Raw genomic sequence first — 25580 nt, forward strand, 5'->3', positions numbered from 1 at the left:
CTGTCTTTAATGGTGTTAACACTTACGTTTTATTTATCGAGTCAGTCTATCTTTAGTGGATTGTTATTTTTTATGCTATTAGTATGGTGGGGGATTAAGTCACTGAAGCAAACACTAGTTTATTTACTCATTCCTCTTGTACTTTTATTAATATATCTTGTGCTTTATAACATGCAGGTTGCTAATCATCTACCGAGTAGTCAACAAGTCGTTGAAGTTTACTTAGATGAGTTGACTATCAATCAGGAAACCAAACGTTTTTTTGGTGAAGGTAAAATGGGAAATCAAAAGGTCTTAGTAAGTGGGGATAACGGAGATCAGTTAGCTCAGCAAAAATCAGCCTATCAAAAGTTAATTATTTTGTCTGCTGAATTAAAACCCTTAACACAAGCTACTAATACTGCTGAATTTGACAGTCAAAAATATTATCAAAATTTGGGTATTCACTATCAGTTAGTCATCAATCAGTATCAAATGGCAAAAAGTACTGGACTTTCTTTAGGACCTTTTAAAATTATTCATCAATTTAGATTTGAACTAAAAAAATTTTATCAACAACTACCTGAACCGTTAAATATGCTGGGATTTCAATTGATTTTAGGTGAAAAGTTCGCAGATTTATCATATGATGAGACCTTTAAAAAGTTAGGGATTATTCATATTATCTCAATATCAGGACTACATGTGCAGGTCATTGCAAAGATATTAGAAAAACTACTCTACTTGCTACGTATTAGACGGCGATATACTAAGCTTGTTACGGCAATGGTACTCATTATATTTGTGTTTATTGGTAATGAACAAGTCGGACTAGTACGTGCGGTTATAAGCTATCTCGTTTCTCTAGTGTTACATTATCTATTCAAAGTTAAGTTGAATCCGTTAGATCAGTTAGGACTTGGCTTTAGTTGTCATTCATTAATCAACCCCTTAATGATTACCACGGTTGGAGGACAGCTGAGTTATTTTTTAGTTTTAATTTTAATACTGACACAAAAGATGACTGTTTTAAAACAGTCAATTTATTTAACTATCACAAGTTTACCCATTTTACTGTTTTATTTTTACAGTTATAACATTTTTACGAGTTTTTATAATTTTATCGCTATTCCATTATTTGATTACTTGATTCTGCCTGTTGTTTTACTGAGCTTTTTGTATCCTAGTTGTCCTGGAATATTTGATTTGATTGCTAAGCTATTACTTAAATTATTCGATTTCTTAGGTTATATCGGCCAACTAGATTATGGTATGGTCAATTTTGGCCAGTTAGAATTAGCGCTAGTTATTCTATTGTTAGGATTGACAATAGCTAGCTTTACGTTTGAGCAAATAAAAAGACGGTTGCTAATAATGACAGGGCTAACTTATCTGTTAGCTTACTTATTAATTCACTATCCTTTCTACGGACAGGTTACTTTTATTGACGTTGGGCAGGGAGATAGCATGGTTTTAACCACACCGATTCATCGAAAAGTTTTAATGATTGACACAGGGGGAAAGTTGAAATTTAATAAGTCGATTAACACAAAATCGACTGTTGAAAAAGTAACAGTTCCCTATTTGAAGTCGCAAGGTATTTCTAAAATTGATGCCTTGTTTTTATCACATCAAGACGATGATCACATTGGTGATTTAGAACCTTTGTTGAAGGCAATCGCTGTCGATACTATCTATTATGGTATTGGGATGCAAAACGTTCCTAAATTCCACGCAATTATGCAATGTTATTTTAAGGCTGTAAAAAAGGGTGGTCAGTTTGATTATGGTGAAATCAAGCTGACCGTTTTACACCCTGAACAACCGGGAATGGGAGAAAACGATGATTCTTTAGCATTACGAGCAACCATTCAAAATAAAAGCTGGCTGTTTACAGGAGATTTAAGCCAAAAGCAAGAATTAGCTATTTTAAATAATTATCCTAATTTGCAGATTGATTATTTGAAGTTAGGGCATCACGGGAGTCGAACATCTAGTTCAGCGACTTTTTTGAAGCAAATTAATCCGCAATATGCGTTTATATCGGCTGGTCGAAACAACCGCTACCAGCATCCCCATCAAGAAACTCTTGAGATATTAAAAGACCTCAAAATCAAATATGATGGGACTTACCAATATGGTATGATTAATGTATATTTTAATAGCTTAGGTCAGTGGCAAAAGCATCGCTACCGAGACAACGAGGAGGATTTTGATTGACAATCCGTCAATTTTTAGACATAAAAAATAACCAAAGCATACAAGGTGTTTTGGTTAATACTTCAACTGAGTTGTTAAATCACTATTTAATTCAGCAACTTATCCAAAAATATCAAAAAACGCATGGTGAGACAGATGTTGTCAGGTTTGATCTAGCTAAAAGAGGCTATCAAGGATTGCTAGATGAACTGACACAGTCGTCGTTATTTTCATCACAAAAGATTTTAATTATTTCTGATTTAGAGAATCTAACGGCAAAATCTCCTGCTATAAAAAATAAAAAAGCTTTGGATCAATTGATTAAGTTAATTGATTCCCAAGCTATAACAGATAGTTATTTAATTTTTGACTTTAATTATCCCAAGTTGGATGAACGCAAAAAGATAACGAAAATTTTGAAAAAACAGTTAATGTTGATAGAAGACCGCTTATCGTATCGTAACCTTAACGCATTTGCTCAGTACTTAATTGAAAAAGACGATTATCGTATTGATAAACAAGTAACCAATCTATTGGTGAAACGCGCAGATTTTGATATTACTTCTTTAATGAATGCCATTGATAAATTAAAAATTGCAGCATTAGATACACTGACAATTTCTGAAAAATTGGTTATTGATAATGTTGAACAAACGTTATCAGATAATATCTTTGATATCTTGAGTTTAGCGTTAAAAAAAGATTATCAACAAGCCACTCAGTTACTAAAAGAACAACTTAATCAAGGTATTAACGAGGTTCAATTAGTTGCCGCGATGACTTCTCAGCTACGGTTTTTATTACAAGTTAAGTTGTTACAAGAACAAGGTCAAGCTGCTAAACAAATCGAATCAATACTAAAAGCACACCCATACCGTATTAAGCTGGCTATTCAAAATCCGATTGAAAGTTCACATTTAATAATGCTGATTCATCAATTGGTTGAAATAGAATATCAAATTAAATCCGGTTACCAGCATTACGATGATTTTTTAGAATTATTCTTGTTGAAGTGCTAAAAAAAGAAGCTCTCTTACCAAAAGAGGGCTTCTTTTTAGTCTTTAATATTAAAAACTAAAATAAGTTAAGTTATCTTAGTTAGCAGCGTTTAGTTTTGCTAGACGAGACTTATCACGGTTAGCTTTGTTCTTGTGAACTAGGCCTTTTGATGCAGCCATGTCGATAGCGCGTAAAGCTTTGTTAAATAATTCGTTAGTGTTGTCAGCGTTGTTAGCTTTAGCAACTTTGAATTTTTTGATAGCTGTACGTAGACGGCTCATTTGAGTAGCGTTACGGTTGTTAGCAGCTTCAATAGTTTTAACACGTTTGATAGCAGATTTGATTTGTGGCATGTTTGTCACCTCCAATTTATATCAAGAGCTTTCATTAATGAAAACTCAGCGACTTCAATTATAATGAAATTGTTTAAGTTTTGCAAGACAGTAATGTTGCTTTTTTTAATGATTTAATGTATCATTTAATTCGAACCGTTTGCTTTGTTTAATCGAGTCACCAACGTTAGGCAATGTTTACGGCGATTTTAAGAAAGGTGGAAATACAAATGGCTATTTCAAAAACAAGAAAAAATGAATTAATCAACCAATTTGCTCGTCACGAAGGAGATACAGGTTCTCCAGAAGTTCAAGTTGCAGTTTTAACAGAAGAAATTACACTTCTTAACGCTCACTTAAAAGAAAACAAAAAAGATCACCACTCACACGTTGGTCTATTGAAAAAAATCGGTCACCGTCGTAACTTATTAAGTTACCTAAGAAACAAAGATGTTTCAAGATACCGTGACCTAATTAAAGCTTTAGGATTACGTCGTTAATCAATATAAAAAAGAGACCTTTTAAAAGGTCTCTTTTTTATATTCTTTAATTTATGCAAATATATGATAAAATTACAGTAGTTAAAGTCAAGTAACCCGAGTAGGGGATAAAATTGATAAATTAAAAAATTTAGAAAAGAGATTATAAATGGCACAAGATATCAAGGTAATGATACTTGGCGGGGTACGTGAAAATGGGAAAAATATGTATGCCGTCCAAGTTGATGATGAAATTTTTATTTTAGATGCTGGACTAAAATATCCAGACACACAATTATTGGGAATTGATTACGTTATTCCTGATTTATCTTTTATCGAAGATAATGCTGATAAAATTATGGGTGTGTTTTTAACACATGGGCACGCTGATGCAATAGGTGCGTTGCCATACTTTATTACAAAATACGACATTCCTGTTTTTGGTTCAAAGTTAACGATTGAACTGGCTAAGATTGCAGTAAGAAACTCGCAAAAAAATGCGAATTTTAGTGATTTTCATGAAATTGATCAAGATACAGCAATTGATTTTAAAAATGCGACGGTTTCATTTTTTGATACAACACATAATATTCCACAAACACTAGGTGTTGCAATTAAAACAGATGCTGGTCAAATTGTTTACACAGGTGACTTTAAATTTGACCAAAGTGCAAATAAAGGTTACAAAACGAACTACAGCCGAATTATGGAGATTGGAAAAGAAGGGGTTTTAGCACTTTTAAGTGATTCTTCAAATGCTGAAATGCCACATGAAGGGGCTAATGAAAAAGAAATTGGCGATTACATTATTGAAACACTAAAAGACCACCCGGGTCGCGTCATCGTTTCAGCAGTGGCGTCAAATATTGCTCGTATTCAACAAGTTCTAAACGCAGCCTATTTGTCAAATCGAAAAGTTATCTTAACAGGGCAAGACGTTGCAAAAATTGTTAAAACAGCGATGAATTTAGATTTACTTCATATTCCAGATGAGGAATTGATTATTCCTGCTACTAAAATCAATGAGTATGACAAAGAAGATATTTTAGTGTTAGAAACAGGTCGTATGGGAGAACCTTTAAAATCACTACAGAGAATGGCCATGCAACAACATAAATTAGTTAATATTACAGATGGCGATTTGATTTTTATTACAACAACACCTTCACATGCTATGGAAACAACCGTTGCTAAGACTTCTGATTTAATTTATCGTGCGGGTGGCGTGGTTAAAGAGATTAGTCGTGAAATCCACGCCTCAGGTCATGCTTCTCGTTATGAGCTACAAATGATGATTAATTTATTAAATCCACAATATCTTTTCCCAATTCAAGGAGAATATCGTCTACTTGCTGCGCATAAAGAAGCAGCAGAAGAAACAGGAATGGCCGCTTCAAATATCATCATTGCTAAAAAAGGTGACGTTTATCAGTATGAAAAAGGCGAGTTCCAGCTAACAGAAGGTATTGCTTCAGAAGACACAATGATTGATGGGGCAGGAATTGGCGATATTGGAAATATTGTTTTACGCGATCGTAAAATTTTAGCTGATGACGGAATGTTTATTGCCGTTGTTACAATTGATCGTAAGAAAAAGAAAATTGTAGCACAGCCAAAAGTAATGACACGTGGGTTTGTTTACATTAAAGAAAATAAAGAACTTATTTATGAAAGTATCGAGTTGACTAAAGAAGCGATTGACACCAATTTACAAACCAAAAAATTCGATTGGTCTGAGCTTAAGCAAGATGTTAGACACTCACTAGAAAAATATCTATTCCAAAAAACAAAACGTCGTCCTGTGGTCTTGCCTGTGATTATGGAGGTTAACCAAAATCGTCATCGTCGTAATGCAAATAAACCACAAGGAAACAAACCGCAACAAAAAAAGAAGTAGGAGCGTCATAAAATGAATACTTCGCAAACTGAATTATTACAATCAGCTCAAAAAGCAACTGCTCAAAAAGATTACCAAGGAGCAGTTGCTTTTTTGCAAGAAGCCCAGACCTTTGGTCCTAATCAACAACTGACACTTGAATTGATTACTAATTATTTATATCTGGATCAAAATAAGCAGGCTTTAGACGAACTACCAGAACTCAATATTTACCAAAATAGTCGTAGTTTTGAAACTTATCTAAAAGTGTTATATCAAAATCACTTAATTATTCCTTTTTTTCAAATACCATTTTATTTAAAACAAGCAACTAAGCTAAATCAACAATACTATGACTTATACAACGATTATCAAGAAAAATTTAAACGCTTAAAGTTACCTAAAAACGCCCAAAAAATTAAAACCCAATTTATGACAGATATGGCAACAGGGTTAATCAAGAGCCGCGATAGCTATGAAAAGCTTAAACAACTGCCCGTAGCCGACTTTACGCAAGTTGCTCGAACAGCTTTTTTAGCACCTGGATTGCGTCCAGAGCTAAAAGTTGCTTTAGTTGAAGATCTGGTTAAATTAGGAGAAAGTAACACCTTCCCAATTTTTGTATTAGACAAATTAACTGAAGTCAATTTTGCACAAGCCTCATTGTACTTTGATACTGAGTTTATTAAGATATCAGTCAGGCTAATTCAAAGTGAAGTAACTGATTTAAGTGTTCAGCAGTTAGCTACTTCACAATATATGCTACTACTTGCAAAACTCTATCCTCGTTTTGATTTATTTATTGAAAATATCTCAGAGTTTACCTTTTCTTTTTTGCGATACTTTGGTATATTAGGAGATGAGGATTTTGACAAAAATGATAATCCTTATTTTGCTTTGATTGAAAAACTTAATCAAAGTGAAGAATTTTGAGACAACTTCTCAAAAAAGTATTTACTTTTTTGACGTCTCTACGTATAATCAAATACGGATATTTTCGAGGCATGACTATTATTTTTGTCTTGAAAGTAGTACAATAATCAACAGAGAATTATCCGTTTAGGGTTTTGCCTAATACGGAATTCTTCTAATTTACAGGAGGGTATTTTATAATGGCAGAAAAAGCACATTACGAAAGAACTAAGCCCCATGTTAACATTGGTACTATCGGACACGTTGACCATGGGAAAACAACTTTAACAGCAGCTATTACAACAGTTTTAGCTAAGAAAGGTCTAGCTGACGCTTCAGACTACGCATCAATCGATGCTGCTCCTGAAGAAAAAGAACGTGGAATTACTATTAACACAGCTCACGTTGAATACGAAACAGAAAACCGTCACTATGCTCATATCGATGCTCCAGGACACGCGGACTACGTTAAGAACATGGTTACTGGTGCTGCTCAAATGGACGGTGCTATCTTAGTAGTTGCTGCTACAGATGGTCCAATGCCACAAACTCGTGAACATATCTTGCTTGCTCACCAAGTTGGTGTTGACTACATCGTAGTATTCTTGAACAAAACTGACTTAGTTGACGATGCAGAATTGATCGACTTAGTTGAAATGGAAGTTCGTGAATTACTTTCAGAATACGATTACCCTGGTGATGATGTTCCCGTATTACGTGGTTCAGCATTGAAGGCTATCGAAGGTGACGAAGAACAAGAACAAGTTATCATGGACTTGATGGATGCAGTTGACGAATACGTTCCAACTCCAGACCGTCACAAAGACCAACCATTCTTGATGCCTGTTGAAGACGTATTTACAATCACAGGTCGTGGTACAGTTGCTTCAGGTCGTATCGACCGTGGTGTGGTAAACGTTGGTGATGAAGTTGAAATCATCGGACTAAAACCTGAAATCATGAAATCAACTGTTACTGGACTAGAAATGTTCCGTAAAACTCTAGATTCTGGTGAAGCTGGAGATAACGTTGGTGCACTTCTACGTGGTGTTAACCGTGAACAAATCGAACGTGGACAAGTATTGGCTAAGCCAGGCTCAATCAAAACTCACACTAAATTCAAGGGTGAAGTTTATATCTTGAGTAAAGAAGAAGGTGGACGTCATACTCCATTCTTCTCAAACTACCGTCCTCAATTCTACTTCCACACAACTGACGTAACTGGTGTTATCGAATTACCTGATAACGTTGAAATGGTTATGCCTGGTGATAACGTAACATTTGAAGTTGACTTGATTGCTCCAGTAGCTATCGAAAAAGGTACAAAATTCACTGTTCGTGAAGGTGGACGTACTGTTGGTGCTGGTATGGTTAACGAAATCGTTGAATAATTTTTATTATTTAATGACAAAAAAGAGCTTTAGGTTAATCCTAAGCTCTTTTTTTTTGAAAAAATCCCGCTAATACGTTGAGTTTTGGCGTGATATCATGTAAGATAAATGGGTATTATGGATTATGAGAATAAACCCAAAATTGACATCGGAGGTAGATTTTAATGTCTGCAAAATGGGAAAAAACAGGTAATATTACCGGAGAACTGACATTTGAAATTTCAAAAGAAGAAGTAAAAAAAGGTCTAGATAAAGCATTTGATCGTGTTAAGAAAAACATCGATGCTCCTGGATTTAGAAAGGGTAAATTGCCACGTACTATGTTCAACCGTATGTACGGCGAAGAAGCTTTATATGAAGAAGCACTAAACATTGTGCTTCCTGAAGCTTACAACAACGCTTTACAAGAAACTGGTGTAGAACCCGTGGATCAACCTGAAGTGTTGCCAGAATCAATGGAACGCGATGCTGACTGGAAAATGAAAGCAACTGTAACAATTAAACCAGAAGTTAAATTAGGCGAATACAAAAACCTAAATGTTCCAAAACAAGATCGCAAAGCACTTGTAAAAGAAGTAAACGCTGAACTAGATAAAAGACGTGACCAAAACGCTGAACTTGTTTTAAAAGAATCAGGTAAAGCTGCTAAAGGTGATACAGTTATTATCGACTTCAAAGGTATGCTTGATGGTGTTGCATTTGATGGTGGAACAGCTCAAAACCATTCACTTGAACTTGGTTCAGGTTCATTCATTCCAGGCTTTGAAGATCAATTGATTGGTCACCAAGCTGGAGATGAAGTTGATGTTGTTGTAACTTTCCCTGAAGATTATCAAGCAGAAGAATTAGCAGGTAAAGAAGCACACTTTGATACAAAGATTCACGAAATCAAAACAAAAGAATTGCCTAAATTAGACGATGAATTTGCTAAAGATATCGATGATTCAGTTGAAACTTTAGACGAATTGAAAGAAAAGATCCAACAAGAAATTCAACAATCTAAAGAAGAAGCAGCAGAAGATAACATTCAAAGCTACGCTATTAAAGAAGCTGTAGAAAATGCAGAAATTTCAGAAGTACCTCAAGCTATGATTGATAACGAAGTTAACAATCAAATGAACCAATACCTAGGTAACATGCAAAGACAAGGTATCTCTCCAGAAATGTACTTCCAAATCACAGGTACAACTCAAGAAGATATGAAAGCACAATTTGCTAAGGATGCTGAAGAACGTGTTAAATCAACACTTGTTCTTGAAGCAATCGTAAAAGCTGAAGAAATCAAACCTTCTAAAGAAGAAATTGATGAAGAAATCAAGAGTCTAGCAGCTCAATACAATATGGACGAAAAAGTTGTTCGTCAAACATTGACAGAAGATATGCTAGTTCACGATATCTCAATCAAGAAAGCAATTGCTTTACTTTCAGATACAGCAACAGAAGTTGTGCCTTCAAAACTTAAAAGCAAGAAAAAATAATGACTTGTAATTAAAGCCTTTAAAAAGCGGGAAAATTCCCGCTTTTTATTTTGAAAACTTTTTCCTTTATGTAAAGTTTGAAAAATGATATCTTATTACATGTAAGTAAATGAATACTAGATTAGAATAAGGATTAGACGCTTATGTATTTTGATAATAATATAGAAGGTTCAGATCAAATTAAATGCTCTTTTTGTGGCAAAGACCAAAGTCAAGTTAAGAAAATGGTTGCCGGAAATGGTGTATATATTTGTGATGAATGTATAGAATTAAGTAAACAAGTTATTGATGAAGAATTCAGAAATAATGCAATGAGTCAATTAAAAGACTTGCCAACACCAAAGGAAATCTGTGCAATTTTAGATGATTATGTTATTGGACAAGAAGAAGCTAAAAAAGTTCTCTCTGTTGCCGTATATAACCACTACAAACGTATCACACAGATGGATGTTGTAAGTGATGATGACACTGAGCTGCAAAAAAGTAATGTGGCTTTAATTGGACCAACAGGTTCAGGTAAAACATTCTTAGCCCAAACTTTAGCTAAGATTTTAAACGTGCCTTTTGCGATTGCAGATGCTACCAGTTTAACTGAAGCAGGGTACGTGGGGGATGATGTTGAAAACATCTTACTTTCATTACTACAAAATGCTAATTTTGACATTGAAAGTGCACAACACGGAATTATCTACGTTGATGAAATTGATAAAATCGCTAAGAAGAGTGAAAATGTTTCAATCACAAGAGATGTTTCAGGTGAAGGTGTTCAACAGTCTCTACTTAAAATTTTAGAAGGAACGATTGCAAATGTTCCACCAAAAGGTGGTCGTAAACATCCTCAACAAGATATGATTCAAATTGATACTACAAATATCTTGTTTATTGTGGGTGGGGCCTTTGATGGAATTGAATCAATGGTTGAAAGCCGTTTAGGTAAACAAACTATTGGGTTTAGTGCATCTGACGAAAAGCAAAAATTAGATGATAAAAATATTATGCAACAAATCATTCCTGAAGATTTAATGCAGTTTGGGATTATTCCAGAATTAATTGGTCGTTTACCTATTACAGCTGTCTTAAATAAATTAGACGAAGCTGACTTGGTTAATATCTTAACCAAGCCTAAGAATGCACTTGTTAAACAATATAAAAAACTTATTGAACTTGATAATGTCGAGCTTGAAGTTACAAATGAAGCACTGCTTGAAATTGCAAAATTAGCTATTAAACGTGATACTGGTGCTCGTGGATTACGCTCTATTATTGAAGATAGTATGCGTGATATTATGTTTGACTTACCAAGTGAAAAAGATGTTGAAAAAGTTATCGTAACAAAAGAAGTAATTACCGATAAAAAACCAGTTGAAATTGTAAGGAAAAATCATGAAAATTCATAAAGTTGATTTAGAAAAGACAGTGGCTTATCCTGATCAATATCCGACATCTCACTATCCTGAGTTTGCATTATCTGGTCGTTCAAATGTTGGTAAGTCTAGCTTAATTAATGCGATTTTAAATCGTAAGAAATTAGCTAGAACCTCAAGTTCACCAGGTAAAACACAGACACTTAACTTTTTTAATGTTAATGATGATTTATATTTAGTGGACGTTCCAGGATATGGCTATGCCAAAGTCTCTAAAAAAATGCGTGAAAAATTTGGTCAAATGATTGAAACCTACCTCGAAAGTCGTGAAGAATTAAAAGGTATGATTTTACTCATGGATTCACGCCATAAACCAACGCAAGATGATGTGGCAATGTACCAGTATGCCAAATATCTCAATCAGCCGTTGTTGATTGTTGCTACTAAAATTGATAAAGTTAAAAAAAGTCAGTGGAATAAAGTCGTTAAAAATTTCAAAGATACCTTAGAGCTAGATGAATCAGATGATTTGATTTTATTTAGTTCAGAAAAGAAATATAATATTGATGCTTTATGGCAATGGGTTGAAGACAAAAAAAATAACGCTTAATGCGTTATTTTTTTTTGTCTTCTTTTTCTTTGGTAACATTTTTCTCTGATTTTTTTCTTTTTTCATCAGGTACTGTTGCGAATTTATCAAATAAATCGTTTAGTTGATTTTGGTTCTTAAAATTTAATCCCATTGTTAACAACTCCTTTTCCCGTATTATACTAAAAAAATAATTAATGTCAAAATGCATATAAATGTATATTCGTATATAAATTGTATAAGTATACATTTTAGCGTATAACATAATTATAAAGAAAAACACGTAGGAGGAATTATCATGAAAGGTCAAAAAATAGTCAGTCAAATATTGGGGCTTTTAACCGTACTGATTGCTGTTATCTTAGCAACAACTAATCAGCCCAAAGTTAAAGCAGCAACAGTCGATGAAGTTAAAGCAAAAGGTGAATTAGTCATGGGGACTGCTCCAGATTATCCACCTTACGAATTTTTAGCAACAGTTGATGGCTCACAAAAAGTTGTCGGAATGGATGTTCAAATTGGACAAGATATTGCAGATAGATTAGGTGTTAAGTTAGTCGTTAAAACAATGGACTTTGATTCATTACTTGTGGCATTGGAAACGAAAAAAATTGATATGGTAATTTCTGGAATGTCAGCAACAGATGAAAGAAAGAAGAGTGTTGATTTTTCAGATCCTTATTACAAATCAAAGCAAATGTTCGTTATCCGTAAAGATGAAGCTAATGATTTGAAATCGGCTAGTGACATTAAAAACCAAACAGTCGGTGTTCAAATTGGTAGTATGCAACAAGATATTTTGAAATCAAGTTTTCCTGAAGCCAAAGCCTCAGCATTAACCAATGTCAATGATTTATTGCTGTCTTTGAAATCAAAGAAAACAGCAGCTTTCCTAACAGAATCTGCTGTAGCTGAAGCCTATGTCAGTCATAATTCAGATATTGCAAGTATTAGTGCTGATGTGAATGAAGAAGATATGAGCGGAACTGCGATTGCATTTTCTAAAAATTCAGATGATTTAGTTGCAACAGCTAATAGTGTGATTAAGAACATTGCAGACAACAACTTAATTCAAAAATACTTGGCAGATGCTGGTAATTATTTAGAGTCGCCATCAGATCAACAACAAGGTCCTTGGCAATTGGTATTAAGTTATTGGCCATACTTTGTTTCAGGGTTAGGAACTACGCTACTAATTACGGTTATTTCAATTTTCTTTGGTGTTATTTTAGGTGTTGTATTTGCATTATTTAGAATTTCACACTTCAAATTATTAAATATGGTAACAGCAGCCTTCGTTGAATTTATTCGGGGAACACCTTTAATGATTCAAATTATGTTTGTTTACTTCGGTGTTGGAGCCTTTGTGAATATTCCAGCTTTAATATCAGGAATCATCGCTGTTTCAATCAATAGTGCAGCTTATGTTTCTGAAATTATCCGTGGTGGAATTAACTCGGTTCCAAAAGGACAAACAGAAGCTGCAAGAAGTTTAGGATTATCAGCAAAAGATACATTTACGAGTGTTATTTTTCCGCAAGCTATCAAAAATATCTGGCCTTCACTAGGAAATGAATTTATTTCACTAATTAAAGAAACCTCAATCGTTTCAATTATTGGGGTAGCTGATTTGATTTATCAATTAAAAGCTGTTCAATCTGTTACTTATCAAGGCGTTATTCCAATTGTTATTGCCATGATTATTTACTTTGTGATTACTTACAGCCTAACCAAACTATTAAACCACTTTGAAGGGAAGATGAAGCATGAATAATTTAATTAAAGTCAAGGGACTAGGTAAGTCATACGGCGATAAGAAAGTCCTTGAAAATATCAATACAGAAGTCAACCAGGGCGATGTTATCGCAATTATTGGCCCATCTGGTGGGGGTAAAAGTACCTTCTTAAGAACTTTGAATTCACTTGAAACCGTTACAGAAGGATCTATTGAGTTTGAAGGACAAGATATTACAAAATTATCAGATAAAAAATTAAATCAGTTACGTGAAAAAATGGGAATGGTCTTTCAAGACTTCAACTTGTTCAGCAATATGACAGTTCAGCAAAATATTACTTTAGCACTTAAAAAAATAAAAGGTTTAACTGAAACAGAAGCCAACCAAAAAGCTTTAGCTTTGCTCAAACAAGTGGGGATGGCCCAATTTGAACAAAGTTATCCAACGTCATTATCTGGTGGGCAAAAACAACGTGTGGCAATTGCTCGGGCATTAGCCATGAAACCTGATGTCATGTTATTTGATGAACCGACTAGTGCTTTAGATCCCGAAATGGTCGGAGAAGTACTTAAAGTCATGCAAGATTTAGCTAAAGAGGGCATGACTATGGTGATTGTGACTCATGAAATGGGGTTTGCACGTCACGTCGCTAATAAAGTTTGGTTTATGGATGGTGGTCGCTTTGCTGAAGTTGGCACACCAGAACAAATCTTTGACCATCCAAAAAATGAACGGACTCAGTTATTCTTATCTCAAGTTTTAGATACAGATTTATAACATTAAGCATAGCGGAGATTTGTGATATTATATAGTAGAATAAATTAATCCTGATAAAGAAAAGGGTGTTAACGATTATTTCACAATATTTAGATCACAAATTAGCGCTTCTTCCCGATTTGCCGGGATGTTACTTAATGAAGAATAAAGATAATCATATTATATATGTTGGTAAAGCTAAGAATTTAAAGAACCGGGTGCGTTCTTACTTTAAAACCCAACATGAAGGTAAAACAGCGCGTCTTGTCGCAGATATCGTCGATTTTGAAACAATCGTGACATCTAGTGATAAAGAGGCGTTTTTGCTTGAGGTCACCTTAATTCAAAAGCATCAACCGCATTATAATATTAAATTAAAACAGGGGACGGGATATCCGTATATTCAGATTACGAATGAACGAGACCCGATTATCAAGATCACAAGTGAGATTAAAAATGATCACAGTTTTTATTTTGGTCCTTATCCAAATGTTTATGCAGCAGAAGAGACAATGCACTTTATTCAAAAAGTGTATCCTTTAAGACGTTGCCAAGGAAACTTAAAAAGACCTTGCTTGTATTATCATATGGGACAGTGTTTAGGGGCATGTTTTAAAGAAGTACCTAAAAGTGTCTATCGAGAACAAATCAAAAAGATTAAACGCTTTTTAAATGGTGATGTTGCCGATGTAAAAAAAGAATTAACTGAAAAGATGAGGGATGCAGCTGCCGAACTTAACTTTGAGCGAGCAGGTGAATTGCGGGATCAAATTCACTATATTGAAGCAACAGTTGAAAAACAAAAAATCATCACAACTGACAAGACAACGCGAGATATTATCAATTTTTATGTGGATAAGGGTTGGATATCCATTCAAATTTTCTTCATTCGTCAATCTCGACTATTAAAACGAGAAAAGAAATTGTTTACCTTAACCGATGATGTTATTGATGAGATGACCACATTTATCTTGCAGTTTTACAAACAAGACAATCAATTACTTCCTAAAGAAATTGTTGTACCCGCTGAATTAGATACAGCTTTTTTAAGTGAGTTGATTGGAGCAAAAGTAATTTCACCAACACGTGGTACTAAAAAAGAATTGCTTGATTTGGCTCAAAAGAATAGTCAACTCGTATTAGAAGAGAAGTTCAAATTAATTGAGATGGATGAAAGAAAAACCATTGGGGCTCAGCGTGAAATTTTTGAAGCCTTAAAATTACCTTATGGGTCAATTATTGAATCATTTGACCATTCTCATATTCAAGGAACAGATCCGGTTTCAGCAATGGTTCAGTTTACCGATGGGAAAAAGAACACACATAACTATCGTAAATATAAATTATCAGGTCGTTTTGAACACCAAAATGGAGCTGATGAAGCAGCAAACACACGAGAAGTGATTCGCAGACGTTATGAAAGATTGTTGAAAGAAAAACAGACTTTACCGGATTTAATTTTGATGGATGGTGGCGATATTGAAGTTAATGCCGCAAAAGATGTTTTAAGAAATGAATTGGGTTTAGCAATTCCAGTTGCTGGTATGGTTAAAAATGATAAACATAAAACTTCAGAGTTGATTTTTGGCGATCCTTTACAAGTAGTGAGTTTAAAACGTAATTCACAAGGATTTTATTTATTACAAAGAATCCAAGATGAGGTGCACCGTTTTGCGATTAATTATCACCGACAAAAACGCAGTAAAAACTCACTTTCTTCCCAGCTTGAAACGATTCCAGGTATTGGTCCTAAAACCAGACAAAAACTAATGCGACACTTTGGGACATTAACGAAAATTAAACAAGCATCTATTTCTGAATTACAAGAAGCAGGGTTAACTAAAAAGCAATCTCAAACTTTAACTTTGTCGTTATCAGCCAAAAAAAGGTAGAAGATTAATCTTGTTGTACATTTTATTTTTAAAATCAATATCATAAGCAAATGCAATCATGGTATGATAGTTAGAGTCAGAAATACTCGTAAGGAGGAATACAATGTTTGTTGATCATACCCGAGTGGAAGTGCAAGCAGGAAAAGGTGGAGACGGTGCAATAAGTTTTCGCCGCGAAAAATATGTCCCTATGGGGGGACCAGCCGGAGGCGATGGTGGCCGCGGTGGTAGTATCATTTTTAAAGTCGATCCAGGACTTAGAACATTAATGGATTTTAAATTCCGTCGTAAATTTAAAGCAAAAAGCGGCGAAAATGGTATGAATAAATCAATGTACGGTCGTCAAGCTGAGGACTCAATTATTGCAGTTCCAGCTGGAACTACTGTATATGATGATGAAACCAATGAAGTGATTGGTGATTTAACACACGATGGTGAAGAATTAGTTGTGGCAAAAGGAGGCCGTGGAGGCCGTGGAAACATTCACTTTAAGTCAGCAAAAAATTCAGCACCAGAAGTAGCTGAAAATGGTGAACCAGGCCAATTTCGTAAATTAAGATTAGAACTTAAAGTGATTGCGGATGTTGGTTTAGTTGGTTTTCCATCTGTAGGTAAATCAACGTTGCTTTCAGTTGCAACCTCTGCAAAACCTAAAATTGCCGCTTATCATTTTACGACACTAGTTCCTAATTTAGGAATGGTTCAACTAGATAGTGGTCAAGATTTTGCCATGGCTGATCTACCTGGTCTTATTGAAGGGGCTTCTTTAGGCGTTGGATTAGGAATTCAATTCTTACGCCACATTGAAAGAACTAAAGTTATTTTACATTTAATTGATATGGATCCTAATAATGGTCGTGAACCTTATGAAGATTATCAAACTATTCGTAAAGAATTAAAAACATACGATGATAACTTGATGCAAACACCCGAAATTGTTGTGGCAACTAAGATGGATGTTCCAGGTGCAGAAGAAAGATTAGCTGAATTCAAAGCTGAGTTTGAAAATACACCTGAAATATTTGAAATTTCATCAGTGACACATCAAGGTGTTAAAGCCTTACTTCAAAAAACAGCAGATGTGCTAGAAACACTACCTAAAGAAGTGAAGACAGTAGCTGCTGAAACAGAAGATATTAAACATCAAAACTACGACTACAAGGCAGAAGATAAACAAGATGAATTCTACATCGAAAAAGAAAATGCTGGTATGTATGTCGTTAAAGGTGAAAAAGTCGAAAGACTACTTCAAATGTCTAATTTGACACATAATGATGGTATTATGCGTTTTGCAAGACAATTACGTTCATTTGGTATTGATGATGCCTTGCGTGAAGCCGGAGCCAAGAATGGCGATGATGTCTTTATTGGTGACTTCTCATTTGAATTTGTTGAGTAGAACAAAGGAGTAACACCGGATGAAGAAAGAAATAGAAAAGAAACGTTATTTAACAGGAATTGATGGTCTAAGAGCACTAGCGGTTATTGGGGTTATCTTATACCATATTAATCCCAATCAATTTATAGGGGGTTACTTGGGAGTATTAATTTTCTTCGTTTTATCAGGGTACTTTATTACAAGTCACTTGATTAAAAACTTTGAAAATAATACATTTAGTTTTCGTAATTTTTACAGTAAAAGAGTTAAACGAATATATCCACAATTAGTTAGTGTTTTGGCACTAACTAGTACATATATTTTGCTTTTTCAGCGTAATTTATTGGCGCAACTCTATCAAATAGTTGTGACAAATTTAGTAGGTGTTTATAACTTTTGGCAGATTTTTAATGGTCAATCTTATTTTGAACGATTTGCACAAAATGAATCACCATTCATTCACCTATGGACGTTATCTATTGAATGGCAATATTATGTGATATGGCCGTTGATTTTATTTGCCTGTTATCGTTTTTCAAAGAAAAAGCGTTATCCAATTTTAACGGCTTTAATTTTGACTGTTATTTCAATTATTTTAATGGCAGTCCTTTATCGCCCGGGAATTGATACAAGTCGTATCTACTACGGGACAGACACCCGATTGTTTGCTTTGATGATGGGGTCATTATTAGGCATGATTTGGCCAAGAGAAAAATTGACTCAGCATGTTCAAAAAATGACTTCAACAGTCTTAAACTCTGTTGGAACTGTAAGTTTACTTGTTATTTTGGGAATGAGCCTGTTGCCAAGTATGAACCCTCAACAAGGATTTGCTTATTTAGGTGGAATGGCTATTTTTTCAGTCTTTACGACATTATTGGTAGCTGTTATCGTTCATCCCGCAGCTTTATTTAATCGATTGCTAACGAATCCAATCTTTAGTTATTTAGGAACAAGAAGTTATGGTATTTATCTTTATCAATTTCCGGTTATGATATTCTTTGAAAATCGTTTCCGAAATATTGCCGATCATCCCATCTTGTATCCCGTAATTGAAGTGATTTTGATTTTAATGGTATCAGAGCTGTCTTATCAATTAATTGAAAAACAAGCTCATAAATTGACGCTTAAGGGGTTAATTAGCCAACTAAAATCATTTAAGTCGCTGGGTATTCGCTTACAAACAAAGTGGGGAATATCTGCTGTTATCCTAGCATTATTTGCTGGTGCAGTTATAACTTCGCCGTTTGTTAAAGCTTCAGATGCAAAAGATAGTCAACTTGCGAAAACAATAGCTTCAAATGGTGAAAAGAATCAAGCTGAAAATAAAGAATTGATTGCTCAAGCGCAAAATAGACAAAAACAGGCAGCAGAAGAGGCAGCTAAAAAAGCATCTCCTTTTCAAGCGGTTATTGATCAAGCTAAACAAAATGAAAAAAGTGGTCCTGTTAACGCTGCTTATGAAAGCTATGGGTTAACACAGCCACAATTACAGTTGATGCAATTTTTACCTATTTCTGGAGTCGGAGACTCTGTTATGGCAGGATCATCTAATATTTTGAAGACATTATTTCCTCAAATGATTGTTGATGCAACAATTTCACGACAAATGATTCAAAGTTTCGATGTCATTGCGCAATATCAACAAGAAAAAGCATTGAATAATATCGTCTTAATTGGACTGGGAACAAATGGTCCTTTTTCAAGTGATAATCTTAATCAATTGATTAGTCAAATTGGGCAAGACCATACTATTTTTTGGATTAATACATATGTTCCAAGCCGTCAGTGGCAAAACAGTGTTAACCAGGTTGTACAACAAGCTGCAACCGAACATCAAAACTTTAAGGTAATTGATTGGTATGGTTACTCAAAAGGTCATGATGATTGGTTTTATGAAGACCAAATTCACCCTAACCCTGAGGGTGCAAAATATTATGCAACATACATTGCAAAAACAATTCTTGAAAGTATTAATTTAAAAGGTGAGTGATCGATGAATGGAGTTAGAATTTCTAGGAACAGGTGCAGGAGTACCTGCTAAATCAAGAAACGTCACAAGTATTGCATTAAAATTATTAGACGAACTTAATGAAGTTTGGTTGTTTGATGTTGGAGAAGCAACACAGCATCAAATACTTTCAACTACTATTAAACCGCGAAAAATCACAAAAATATTCTTAACTCACCTACATGGCGATCACTTGTTTGGATTGCCGGGATTATTATCTTCTCGATCATTTCAAGGGGGAGATGGTCCTTTAACGATTTATGGGCCTCCAAGAGTGGAACAGTTTGTAAAAACAGCATTATCAGTTTCTGATACCCACTTAGGCTATAAAATCAACTATGTTCCAATTACTGAATCTGGATTGGTTTTTGATGATCATGGTTTTAAAGTGACTTGTGAAAAGCTGGATCATCGTGTAACTAGTTTCGGCTATCGTGTTGAAGAAAAGCCGCGAGCTGGTGAATTACTGGTTGATAAGTTGAAAGCCTATCACATTAAATCCGGTCCAATTTATGGTAAACTAAAACGAGGTGAAGAAGTCACACTTGAAGATGGAACTGTTCTTCAAGGACAAGACTTTTTAGGACCTGATCACCCTGGACGAGTGGTGGCCATCTTTGGCGACACACGTAAAACGCCGCAGAGTACAAATCTTGCTCAAGATGCGGATGTGATGGTTCATGAAAGTACGTTCGGTAAATCCGAAGGGAAACTTGCCTATGATTATTACCACTCAACCAATGTCCAAGCAGCAAACATTGCCAAACAAGCTAATGTGAAAAAATTATTATTAACACATATTTCGGCTCGTTATAATGGCAATTATTCCTACGAATTAGAAAGAGAAGCCAAAAAAGTCTTCCAAAATACTAAAGTAGTGAAAGACTTTGACATTATTGATGTGCCAATGAAGAGGTAAAATGCTATGAAAAATGTAAATCTAGAAAATAAAATAACAGTGATTACAGGAGCATCAAGTGGTATTGGTGCAGAAATTGCAATAGAAGTAGCAAAAAAACAATCGACAGTTGTGTTAATTGCGCGTAATATTGAAAAATTACAGCAAGTTCAGGCAAGAATTAAGCAAGTGGCTGATGTTGATGTTATTTTGATTGCTGCTGATATGAGTCAACCTCATATGATTGACCAAGTGTATAGCAAAATGAAATCCAAATTAGGGCATTTTGATTATCTTGTCAATGCAGCAGGTTTTGGCAATTTTGATCCTTTTTTTGAAATGTCAATGACAACAGCGCATGAGATGTTTGATCTTAACGTTCTCGGATTAATGTACTTTACACGTTTAATCGGTCGTGACATGATGGAAGCAGAATCTGGTAAGATTATTAATTTAGGCTCGGTTGCAGGTAAAATCCCGACACCTAAAGCTGCCGCATATTCAGCAACAAAAGCAGCAGTTATTCAATTTTCAAATGTTTTACGTTTAGAATTAGCACCTTTTAACGTTCAAGTCATGACAGTTAATCCAGGACCTGTAGCAACTAACTTTTTTGATATTGCTGATAAAGACGGGCATTATGTTGAAAACGTGGGTAGCTTCATGTTGAAGCCAGATGAACTGGCTCAAAAAGTTGTCAGTCACTTTGAAGATTCAAAGAAAGATTTGACTTTACCATTTTCATTGAATATAGCATCTAAATTTTACTTGCTATTTCCGTCAATTGGTGATTATATTATTATGAAATGGGGGGATAAAAAATGAAGAATCAAAAACAATTTATTATTGGGTTAGTTTTATTACTAGTTGTTGTGTTATTTGCTTTAGCAAATGTTCACTCTGTGAGCGTTAACTTTGGAATTACTTCAATTAGTGTCCCACTTATTTTGCTAATTGTTGTCATTTTAATTATCGGGGCAGTGTTAGGAATGTTAGTAACCTTAAACACGCAAAGAAGCAATTCAAAAGAAGTGAAATCTTTGAAAAATGAAGTTAAGACACAAGCAAGTGAATTAAAATCAACAAAAAAAGCAAATTCTAAAAAAGAAACGAAAAAAACTAAATAATTTAGATTTACAAATCATAAATGACTTGATAATATCTAGAATAGATAGTATGATGTATTCTGTGAGTTATTAAAGCTTAAAGCTTTTTTAGCGTGATGAATAACCATCAATTAAATATTATTTTTAAGTAAGGAGTGTTTTGAATGGCTGTACCAGCACGTAGAACTTCTAAACAAAAGAAACGTCAACGTCGTGGACACATCAAATTGAGTGTTCCTAACATGCATTACGATGCAGTAAACGGCGAATACCGTTTAAGTCACCGTGTATCCCCTAAAGGATATTACAAGGGACAACAAGTTGTAAAATCTAACGAAGAAAAATAAGACACTAATTGAGTGTCTTTTTTATTTTGTCGTAAAGTTTTTAATAAAATCAGTTATTTACTAACTGATTTTATTTTTTTATGGTTAAATATAATTATGAGAAAATTTAATACGGGGGATTTTTATGAAACAAAAACAAAGTAGGCGTTATTTTACGGGGATTGATGGGTTAAGAGCATTAGCTGTTATTGGTGTTATTTTATATCATATTAACCCAAACCAATTTATTGGTGGTTATTTAGGTGTTTTGATCTTTTTTGTTCTGTCAGGATATTTTATCACAGGGCATATCATCAAAAGAGTTAAGCTTAATCAATTTAGCTTTAAAGAATTTTATATTAAGAGAATAAAGCGAATTTATCCACAATTAATTAGTGTCTTAGCGCTAACCAGTACTTATATTTTATTATTTCAACGTCAACTACTACATAATTTATATCAAATTGTTTTAACTAATTTACTTGGTGTTTACAATTTTTGGCAGATTCTTAATGGCCAATCTTATTTTGAACGATTTGCACAAGATGAATCACCATTTATTCATTTATGGACATTGTCCATTGAATGGCAATATTATCTAATTTGGCCAATTGTTTTAGTCATTTTGTTTAAACTATTCAAAAAAATCAGTTATATTGCTAGTTTTACCGTAGTTATTGCATCCTTATCTGCAGGTTTAATGGCTTTTTTATATCATCCGGGTATAGATACTAGCCGTATCTATTATGGGACAGATACACGTTTATTTGCTTTGATGATAGGGTCTTTATTAGCTATGATTTGGCCATCCGAAAAGTTATCAAAAAATGTATCTTTATCTGTGAAATGGCTAATAAATATATTTGGTACTGTTGCATTAGTTGCTTTATGCTGGATGAGTATTTGGCCAGAAATGAATCCGCAAAATGGTATCCCTTATTTGTGGGGAATGTTGGTATTTTCATTGATATCAGCAGTATTAGTTGCTATTATTATTCATCCTGCATCTTCCTTTAATCGATTACTGACTAACCCAATATTTAGCTACTTGGGTAGCAGAAGCTATGGGATTTACTTATACCAATTTCCGGTTATGATCTTTTTTGAAACAACTTTCAAAAATACTGTTCATCATCCACGTTTAGTTCCAGTGGTAGAAGTGCTTTTAATTTTATTAATTTCAGAAGTTTCATATCAATTAGTAGAAAAACATACTCACAATTTTTCTTTAAGTTATTTAAAGTCAAGATTATCAAACTTCTCTCAAATGAAGTGGTATGGTCAATTAAAGTGGAGCATTTTTAGTGCTATTATTTTAGCATTTATTATTAGTGTGGGAGTTTCACCTTTTGCTAAAGAACAAGTTAATCCCAATCCGCTAGAACAAGCAGTGACTGATAACGTAAAAGAAAATAAAAAACATAACGCTAGAATCTTAGCCCAAAATAATCGATTGAATAATGGAGATGCAAAAAATGATTATTTAGTAGCTAAACAACAGGCTGAAAACAAACCCGTGTCAATTGATTCCTCTTATCAAGAATTAGGCTTGACCACTTCAGAGTTACAACAATTAAATTACCTTTCTGCAACTGCTATTGGGGATTCTGTTATGGCTGGATCTTCAAATGGATTGCGGGCTATTTTACCTAATATGACTATTGATGCTGCAATTTCAAGACAAATGGTTGAAGGCTATGACATCCTAAAAAGATATAAAGAAGAGGGGAATCTTAGCCCTATTATTGTAATGGGTCTAGGAACTAATGGGCCATTTTCACTCGATGATTTGAATAAGGTGATGGAATTAGTTGGAAAAGATAGTCATTTATTTTGGATTAATGTCCATGTTCCTAACCGTCCATGGGAAACAAATGTTAATCAAACACTAGCTGAATTTGCCTCAACACATTCTTCTAATTTTACAGTGATTGATTGGCACGATTATTCTAATACGCATCCTGATTGGTTTATAGATGATTTAACTCACTTAAATCCATTGGGTAATGGTCCGAAATACTATGGCTCTTATATTGCTAAAGCAATATTACAAACAATGGCTAATCGAAAACAGTAAAGAGCAATTTGGAGGTATATTTTGAAATTAAAATTACTACTAACTAGTGACTCACATAGCTTCATTAGACCCACAACCTATCAAAATCGAAAGATTACGGGTGATTTTGGTATAACAAAACTAGCGACAGCTTTTAGTCAAGAAGAAGCTAAAGATGATTATGATTATTTGCTTAAAATCAACAACGGTGATTTTATTCAAGGATCAGCTCTGGCAACTTATCTCAATAAAAAAAATACACTGTCAGCGATTCAAAGATTTAATGATGTTTTTAATACTATTGAATTTGATGCCACAATTGTGGGTAATCATGAGTTTAACTATGGTTTTGATTATCTTAAACAATTCATTAACCAAGATAGTCAGGTTTTAAATGCTAATATTTTAAATAGCGAAACCAAGCAGTCAGCATTTGGTAAACCTTATCAAATTTATGAACAAGCAGGCATGAAAATTGGGCTATTAGGGTTAACTACAGCATATATTCCAAATTGGGAACAGTCTCAAAAAATAGCTGGATTGCAGTTTGAATCGGCATATGAGATGGCAAAAAAATGGGTGCCTTTACTTAAACAAGAAGCTGATATCGTTGTGGTTTGTTATCACGGTGGATTTGAGCGTGATTTACAAACAGGCAAACCAACAGAAGCTCTAACGGGTGAAAATGAAGGCTATCAAATTTTAACAAAGATACCTGGGATTGATGTTTTATTAACGGGTCACCAACACCGTCAAATTGCAGAAGTTATTAATGACGTGGCCATTATACAACCGGGTTATCGTGCACAATTCTATGGGAAAGTAGAAGTTGACTTCGAAAAAACGCAGACTGGCGTAAAAATCAACGATAAAAAAGTAGAACTAGTCCCCACACAACCTTTTGCTGAATCAAAAGCAATTGTTGACTTAATAAGACCGTTGCATGAAGAGACTGAAGATTTCCTAGATCAAAAATTAGGACAAGTAACAGGTGATTTTACGATTTTAAACCCGCTACAAGCTCGAATTGAAGGTAGCCACTACATTGATTTGATTAATCAAATTCAATTAACTGAAACAAAAGCTGATTTGTCGGCAACCGCTATTTTGAATGATCAAGCTAAAGGGTTGCCTGAATTTGTGACCATGCGAGACATCTTAAGTAATTATCCTTTTCCTAATACATTAGCTGTGATTGAATTGACAGGACAACAGCTGCGAGATGTCTTAGAGCATGCGGCCACTTTTTTTGATTTGGATGACCAAAACGAAATTAAAATTAACCCTGCTTTTTGCAAACCAAAACCGCAACTATACAACTATGACATGTTTTATCCGTTAGATTATACCTTTGATATAACCCAGCCTTATGGCAAACGTGTTGCTAAATTAAACTACCAACAACAAGAAGTGAAGCCATCAGACAAATTTAAAGTAGCTTTGAGCCAGTATCGAGCTGTTGGTGGGGGAAACTATCCTCATTATGGAGCTGATGCTATTAGTTATGAAGTATCAACAGATATGGCCGAACTCATTGCGCAATACATTAAAGATAACTCTCCAATCAAATTGCCTAAGCATTTTGATTACAAACTAAAAAAAGCCTAACTCTGATGAGTTAAGCTTTTTTAGTTTGGCGTTCTGCAATTGTAATTGTTACACTAACTAGCACAGCCATTATAATCCCCATAATTAAGGATTGCATTGGTTCAAAAGAAGTTTGTGTCAATGATCCAGCAAGGTAACCAGTTACCATTGAAAAGACGATTGACCAAAACATCACAACGATATACTTCATAGTTTTCCCTTCTTTCAGTCGTGTA

23 protein-coding genes are annotated in these 25580 nt (G+C 34.3%); 20 read left to right on the top strand and 3 right to left on the bottom strand.

The annotated features are described in order from the left end of the window. The first annotated feature begins 9 nt into the window (after nucleotides 1-9). Together R4Y45_RS03815 and holA are read left to right on the top strand one after the other, a co-directional pair. Nucleotides 10-2199, top strand: coding sequence for a DNA internalization-related competence protein ComEC/Rec2 (locus tag R4Y45_RS03815; protein WP_339969445.1), 2190 nt, complete (start codon nucleotides 10-12; stop codon nucleotides 2197-2199). Beyond that, nucleotides 2196-3197: a DNA polymerase III subunit delta gene (gene holA, locus R4Y45_RS03820; RefSeq protein ID WP_339969447.1), complete on the top strand. Its 1002-nt coding sequence runs from the start codon at nucleotides 2196-2198 to the stop codon at nucleotides 3195-3197. The genes R4Y45_RS03815 and holA overlap by 4 nt, the downstream gene beginning before the upstream one ends. Nucleotides 3198-3272: 75 nt before the next feature. On the opposite strand, the gene rpsT is transcribed toward holA, so the two are convergent. After that, entirely contained in the window at nucleotides 3273-3530 is a 258-nt protein-coding gene (gene rpsT, locus R4Y45_RS03825) for a 30S ribosomal protein S20 (RefSeq protein WP_339969449.1), read from the bottom strand. A gap of 209 nt (nucleotides 3531-3739) precedes the next feature. On the opposite strand from rpsT, the gene rpsO reads away from it, so the two are divergent. From rpsO to yihA, 7 genes are all read left to right on the top strand, one after another. Beyond that, nucleotides 3740-4009 (top strand): 30S ribosomal protein S15, encoded by a 270-nt coding sequence (gene rpsO / locus R4Y45_RS03830; RefSeq protein WP_339969452.1) that lies wholly within the window; start codon nucleotides 3740-3742, stop codon nucleotides 4007-4009. 148 nt (nucleotides 4010-4157) lie between these two features. Beyond that, nucleotides 4158-5885, top strand: a complete 1728-nt coding sequence (locus tag R4Y45_RS03835) for a ribonuclease J (RefSeq protein ID WP_339969454.1) — start codon at nucleotides 4158-4160, stop codon at nucleotides 5883-5885. A gap of 12 nt (nucleotides 5886-5897) precedes the next feature. After that, entirely contained in the window at nucleotides 5898-6797 is a 900-nt protein-coding gene (locus tag R4Y45_RS03840) for a hypothetical protein (RefSeq protein WP_339969456.1), read from the top strand. Between the two features lie 179 nt (nucleotides 6798-6976). After that, nucleotides 6977-8167, top strand: a complete 1191-nt coding sequence (tuf, locus tag R4Y45_RS03845; protein ID WP_339969458.1) for an elongation factor Tu — start codon at nucleotides 6977-6979, stop codon at nucleotides 8165-8167. Between the two features lie 164 nt (nucleotides 8168-8331). Next, nucleotides 8332-9645 carry a trigger factor gene (gene tig, locus R4Y45_RS03850; protein WP_339969460.1) on the top strand — a complete coding sequence of 438 codons (1314 nt, stop codon included), beginning with the start codon at nucleotides 8332-8334 and terminating at the stop codon, nucleotides 9643-9645. Between the two features lie 143 nt (nucleotides 9646-9788). Then, nucleotides 9789-11042 carry an ATP-dependent Clp protease ATP-binding subunit ClpX gene (gene clpX, locus R4Y45_RS03855; RefSeq protein ID WP_339969462.1) on the top strand — a complete coding sequence of 418 codons (1254 nt, stop codon included), beginning with the start codon at nucleotides 9789-9791 and terminating at the stop codon, nucleotides 11040-11042. Then, entirely contained in the window at nucleotides 11029-11619 is a 591-nt protein-coding gene (yihA, locus tag R4Y45_RS03860) for a ribosome biogenesis GTP-binding protein YihA/YsxC (protein ID WP_339969464.1), read from the top strand. The genes clpX and yihA overlap by 14 nt, the downstream gene beginning before the upstream one ends. Nucleotides 11620-11623: 4 nt before the next feature. Here the strand turns inward: yihA and R4Y45_RS03865 are convergent, their stop codons facing one another. Continuing rightward, entirely contained in the window at nucleotides 11624-11752 is a 129-nt protein-coding gene (locus R4Y45_RS03865; RefSeq protein ID WP_339969466.1) for an SPJ_0845 family protein, read from the bottom strand. 144 nt (nucleotides 11753-11896) lie between these two features. Between R4Y45_RS03865 and R4Y45_RS03870 the strand changes: the two genes are divergently transcribed. The 11 genes from R4Y45_RS03870 (at nucleotide 11897) to R4Y45_RS03920 (ending at nucleotide 25365) form a co-directional block, all read left to right on the top strand. Then, entirely contained in the window at nucleotides 11897-13372 is a 1476-nt protein-coding gene (locus R4Y45_RS03870) for an ABC transporter substrate-binding protein/permease (RefSeq protein ID WP_339969468.1), read from the top strand. Continuing rightward, entirely contained in the window at nucleotides 13365-14111 is a 747-nt protein-coding gene (locus tag R4Y45_RS03875) for an amino acid ABC transporter ATP-binding protein (RefSeq protein WP_339969470.1), read from the top strand. The genes R4Y45_RS03870 and R4Y45_RS03875 overlap by 8 nt, the downstream gene beginning before the upstream one ends. A gap of 74 nt (nucleotides 14112-14185) precedes the next feature. Next, nucleotides 14186-15982: an excinuclease ABC subunit UvrC gene (gene uvrC / locus R4Y45_RS03880; RefSeq protein WP_339970251.1), complete on the top strand. Its 1797-nt coding sequence runs from the start codon at nucleotides 14186-14188 to the stop codon at nucleotides 15980-15982. A 103-nt stretch (nucleotides 15983-16085) separates the two neighbouring features. Continuing rightward, on the top strand, nucleotides 16086-17381 hold the full coding sequence (gene obgE / locus R4Y45_RS03885; protein ID WP_339969472.1) for a GTPase ObgE: 1296 nt from the start codon (nucleotides 16086-16088) through the stop codon (nucleotides 17379-17381). A 19-nt stretch (nucleotides 17382-17400) separates the two neighbouring features. After that, a complete protein-coding gene (locus R4Y45_RS03890) occupies nucleotides 17401-19353 on the top strand; it encodes an acyltransferase family protein (RefSeq protein ID WP_339969474.1) in 1953 nt (650 codons plus the stop codon). A 7-nt stretch (nucleotides 19354-19360) separates the two neighbouring features. Beyond that, on the top strand, nucleotides 19361-20290 hold the full coding sequence (gene rnz, locus R4Y45_RS03895; RefSeq protein WP_339969477.1) for a ribonuclease Z: 930 nt from the start codon (nucleotides 19361-19363) through the stop codon (nucleotides 20288-20290). A 6-nt stretch (nucleotides 20291-20296) separates the two neighbouring features. Continuing rightward, nucleotides 20297-21094, top strand: a complete 798-nt coding sequence (locus R4Y45_RS03900; RefSeq protein ID WP_339969479.1) for an SDR family NAD(P)-dependent oxidoreductase — start codon at nucleotides 20297-20299, stop codon at nucleotides 21092-21094. After that, nucleotides 21091-21396, top strand: a complete 306-nt coding sequence (locus tag R4Y45_RS03905) for a LapA family protein (protein ID WP_339969481.1) — start codon at nucleotides 21091-21093, stop codon at nucleotides 21394-21396. Before R4Y45_RS03900 ends, R4Y45_RS03905 begins: the two co-directional genes overlap by 4 nt. Before the next feature lie 143 nt (nucleotides 21397-21539). Then, a complete protein-coding gene (gene rpmF, locus R4Y45_RS03910; RefSeq protein WP_339969483.1) occupies nucleotides 21540-21722 on the top strand; it encodes a 50S ribosomal protein L32 in 183 nt (60 codons plus the stop codon). Nucleotides 21723-21846: 124 nt separating this feature from the next. Then, entirely contained in the window at nucleotides 21847-23778 is a 1932-nt protein-coding gene (locus tag R4Y45_RS03915) for an acyltransferase family protein (protein ID WP_339969485.1), read from the top strand. Between the two features lie 21 nt (nucleotides 23779-23799). Further along, on the top strand, nucleotides 23800-25365 hold the full coding sequence (locus R4Y45_RS03920; protein WP_339969487.1) for a bifunctional metallophosphatase/5'-nucleotidase: 1566 nt from the start codon (nucleotides 23800-23802) through the stop codon (nucleotides 25363-25365). A gap of 10 nt (nucleotides 25366-25375) precedes the next feature. Here R4Y45_RS03920 and R4Y45_RS03925 read toward each other — a convergent pair whose 3' ends face one another. Continuing rightward, on the bottom strand, nucleotides 25376-25555 hold the full coding sequence (locus R4Y45_RS03925) for a YjzD family protein (RefSeq protein ID WP_339969489.1): 180 nt from the start codon (nucleotides 25553-25555) through the stop codon (nucleotides 25376-25378). Nucleotides 25556-25580 lie beyond the last annotated feature (25 nt).

The sequence above is a fragment of the Holzapfeliella saturejae genome (assembly GCF_037546065.1).
Classification (GTDB): domain Bacteria; phylum Bacillota; class Bacilli; order Lactobacillales; family Lactobacillaceae; genus Holzapfeliella; species Holzapfeliella saturejae.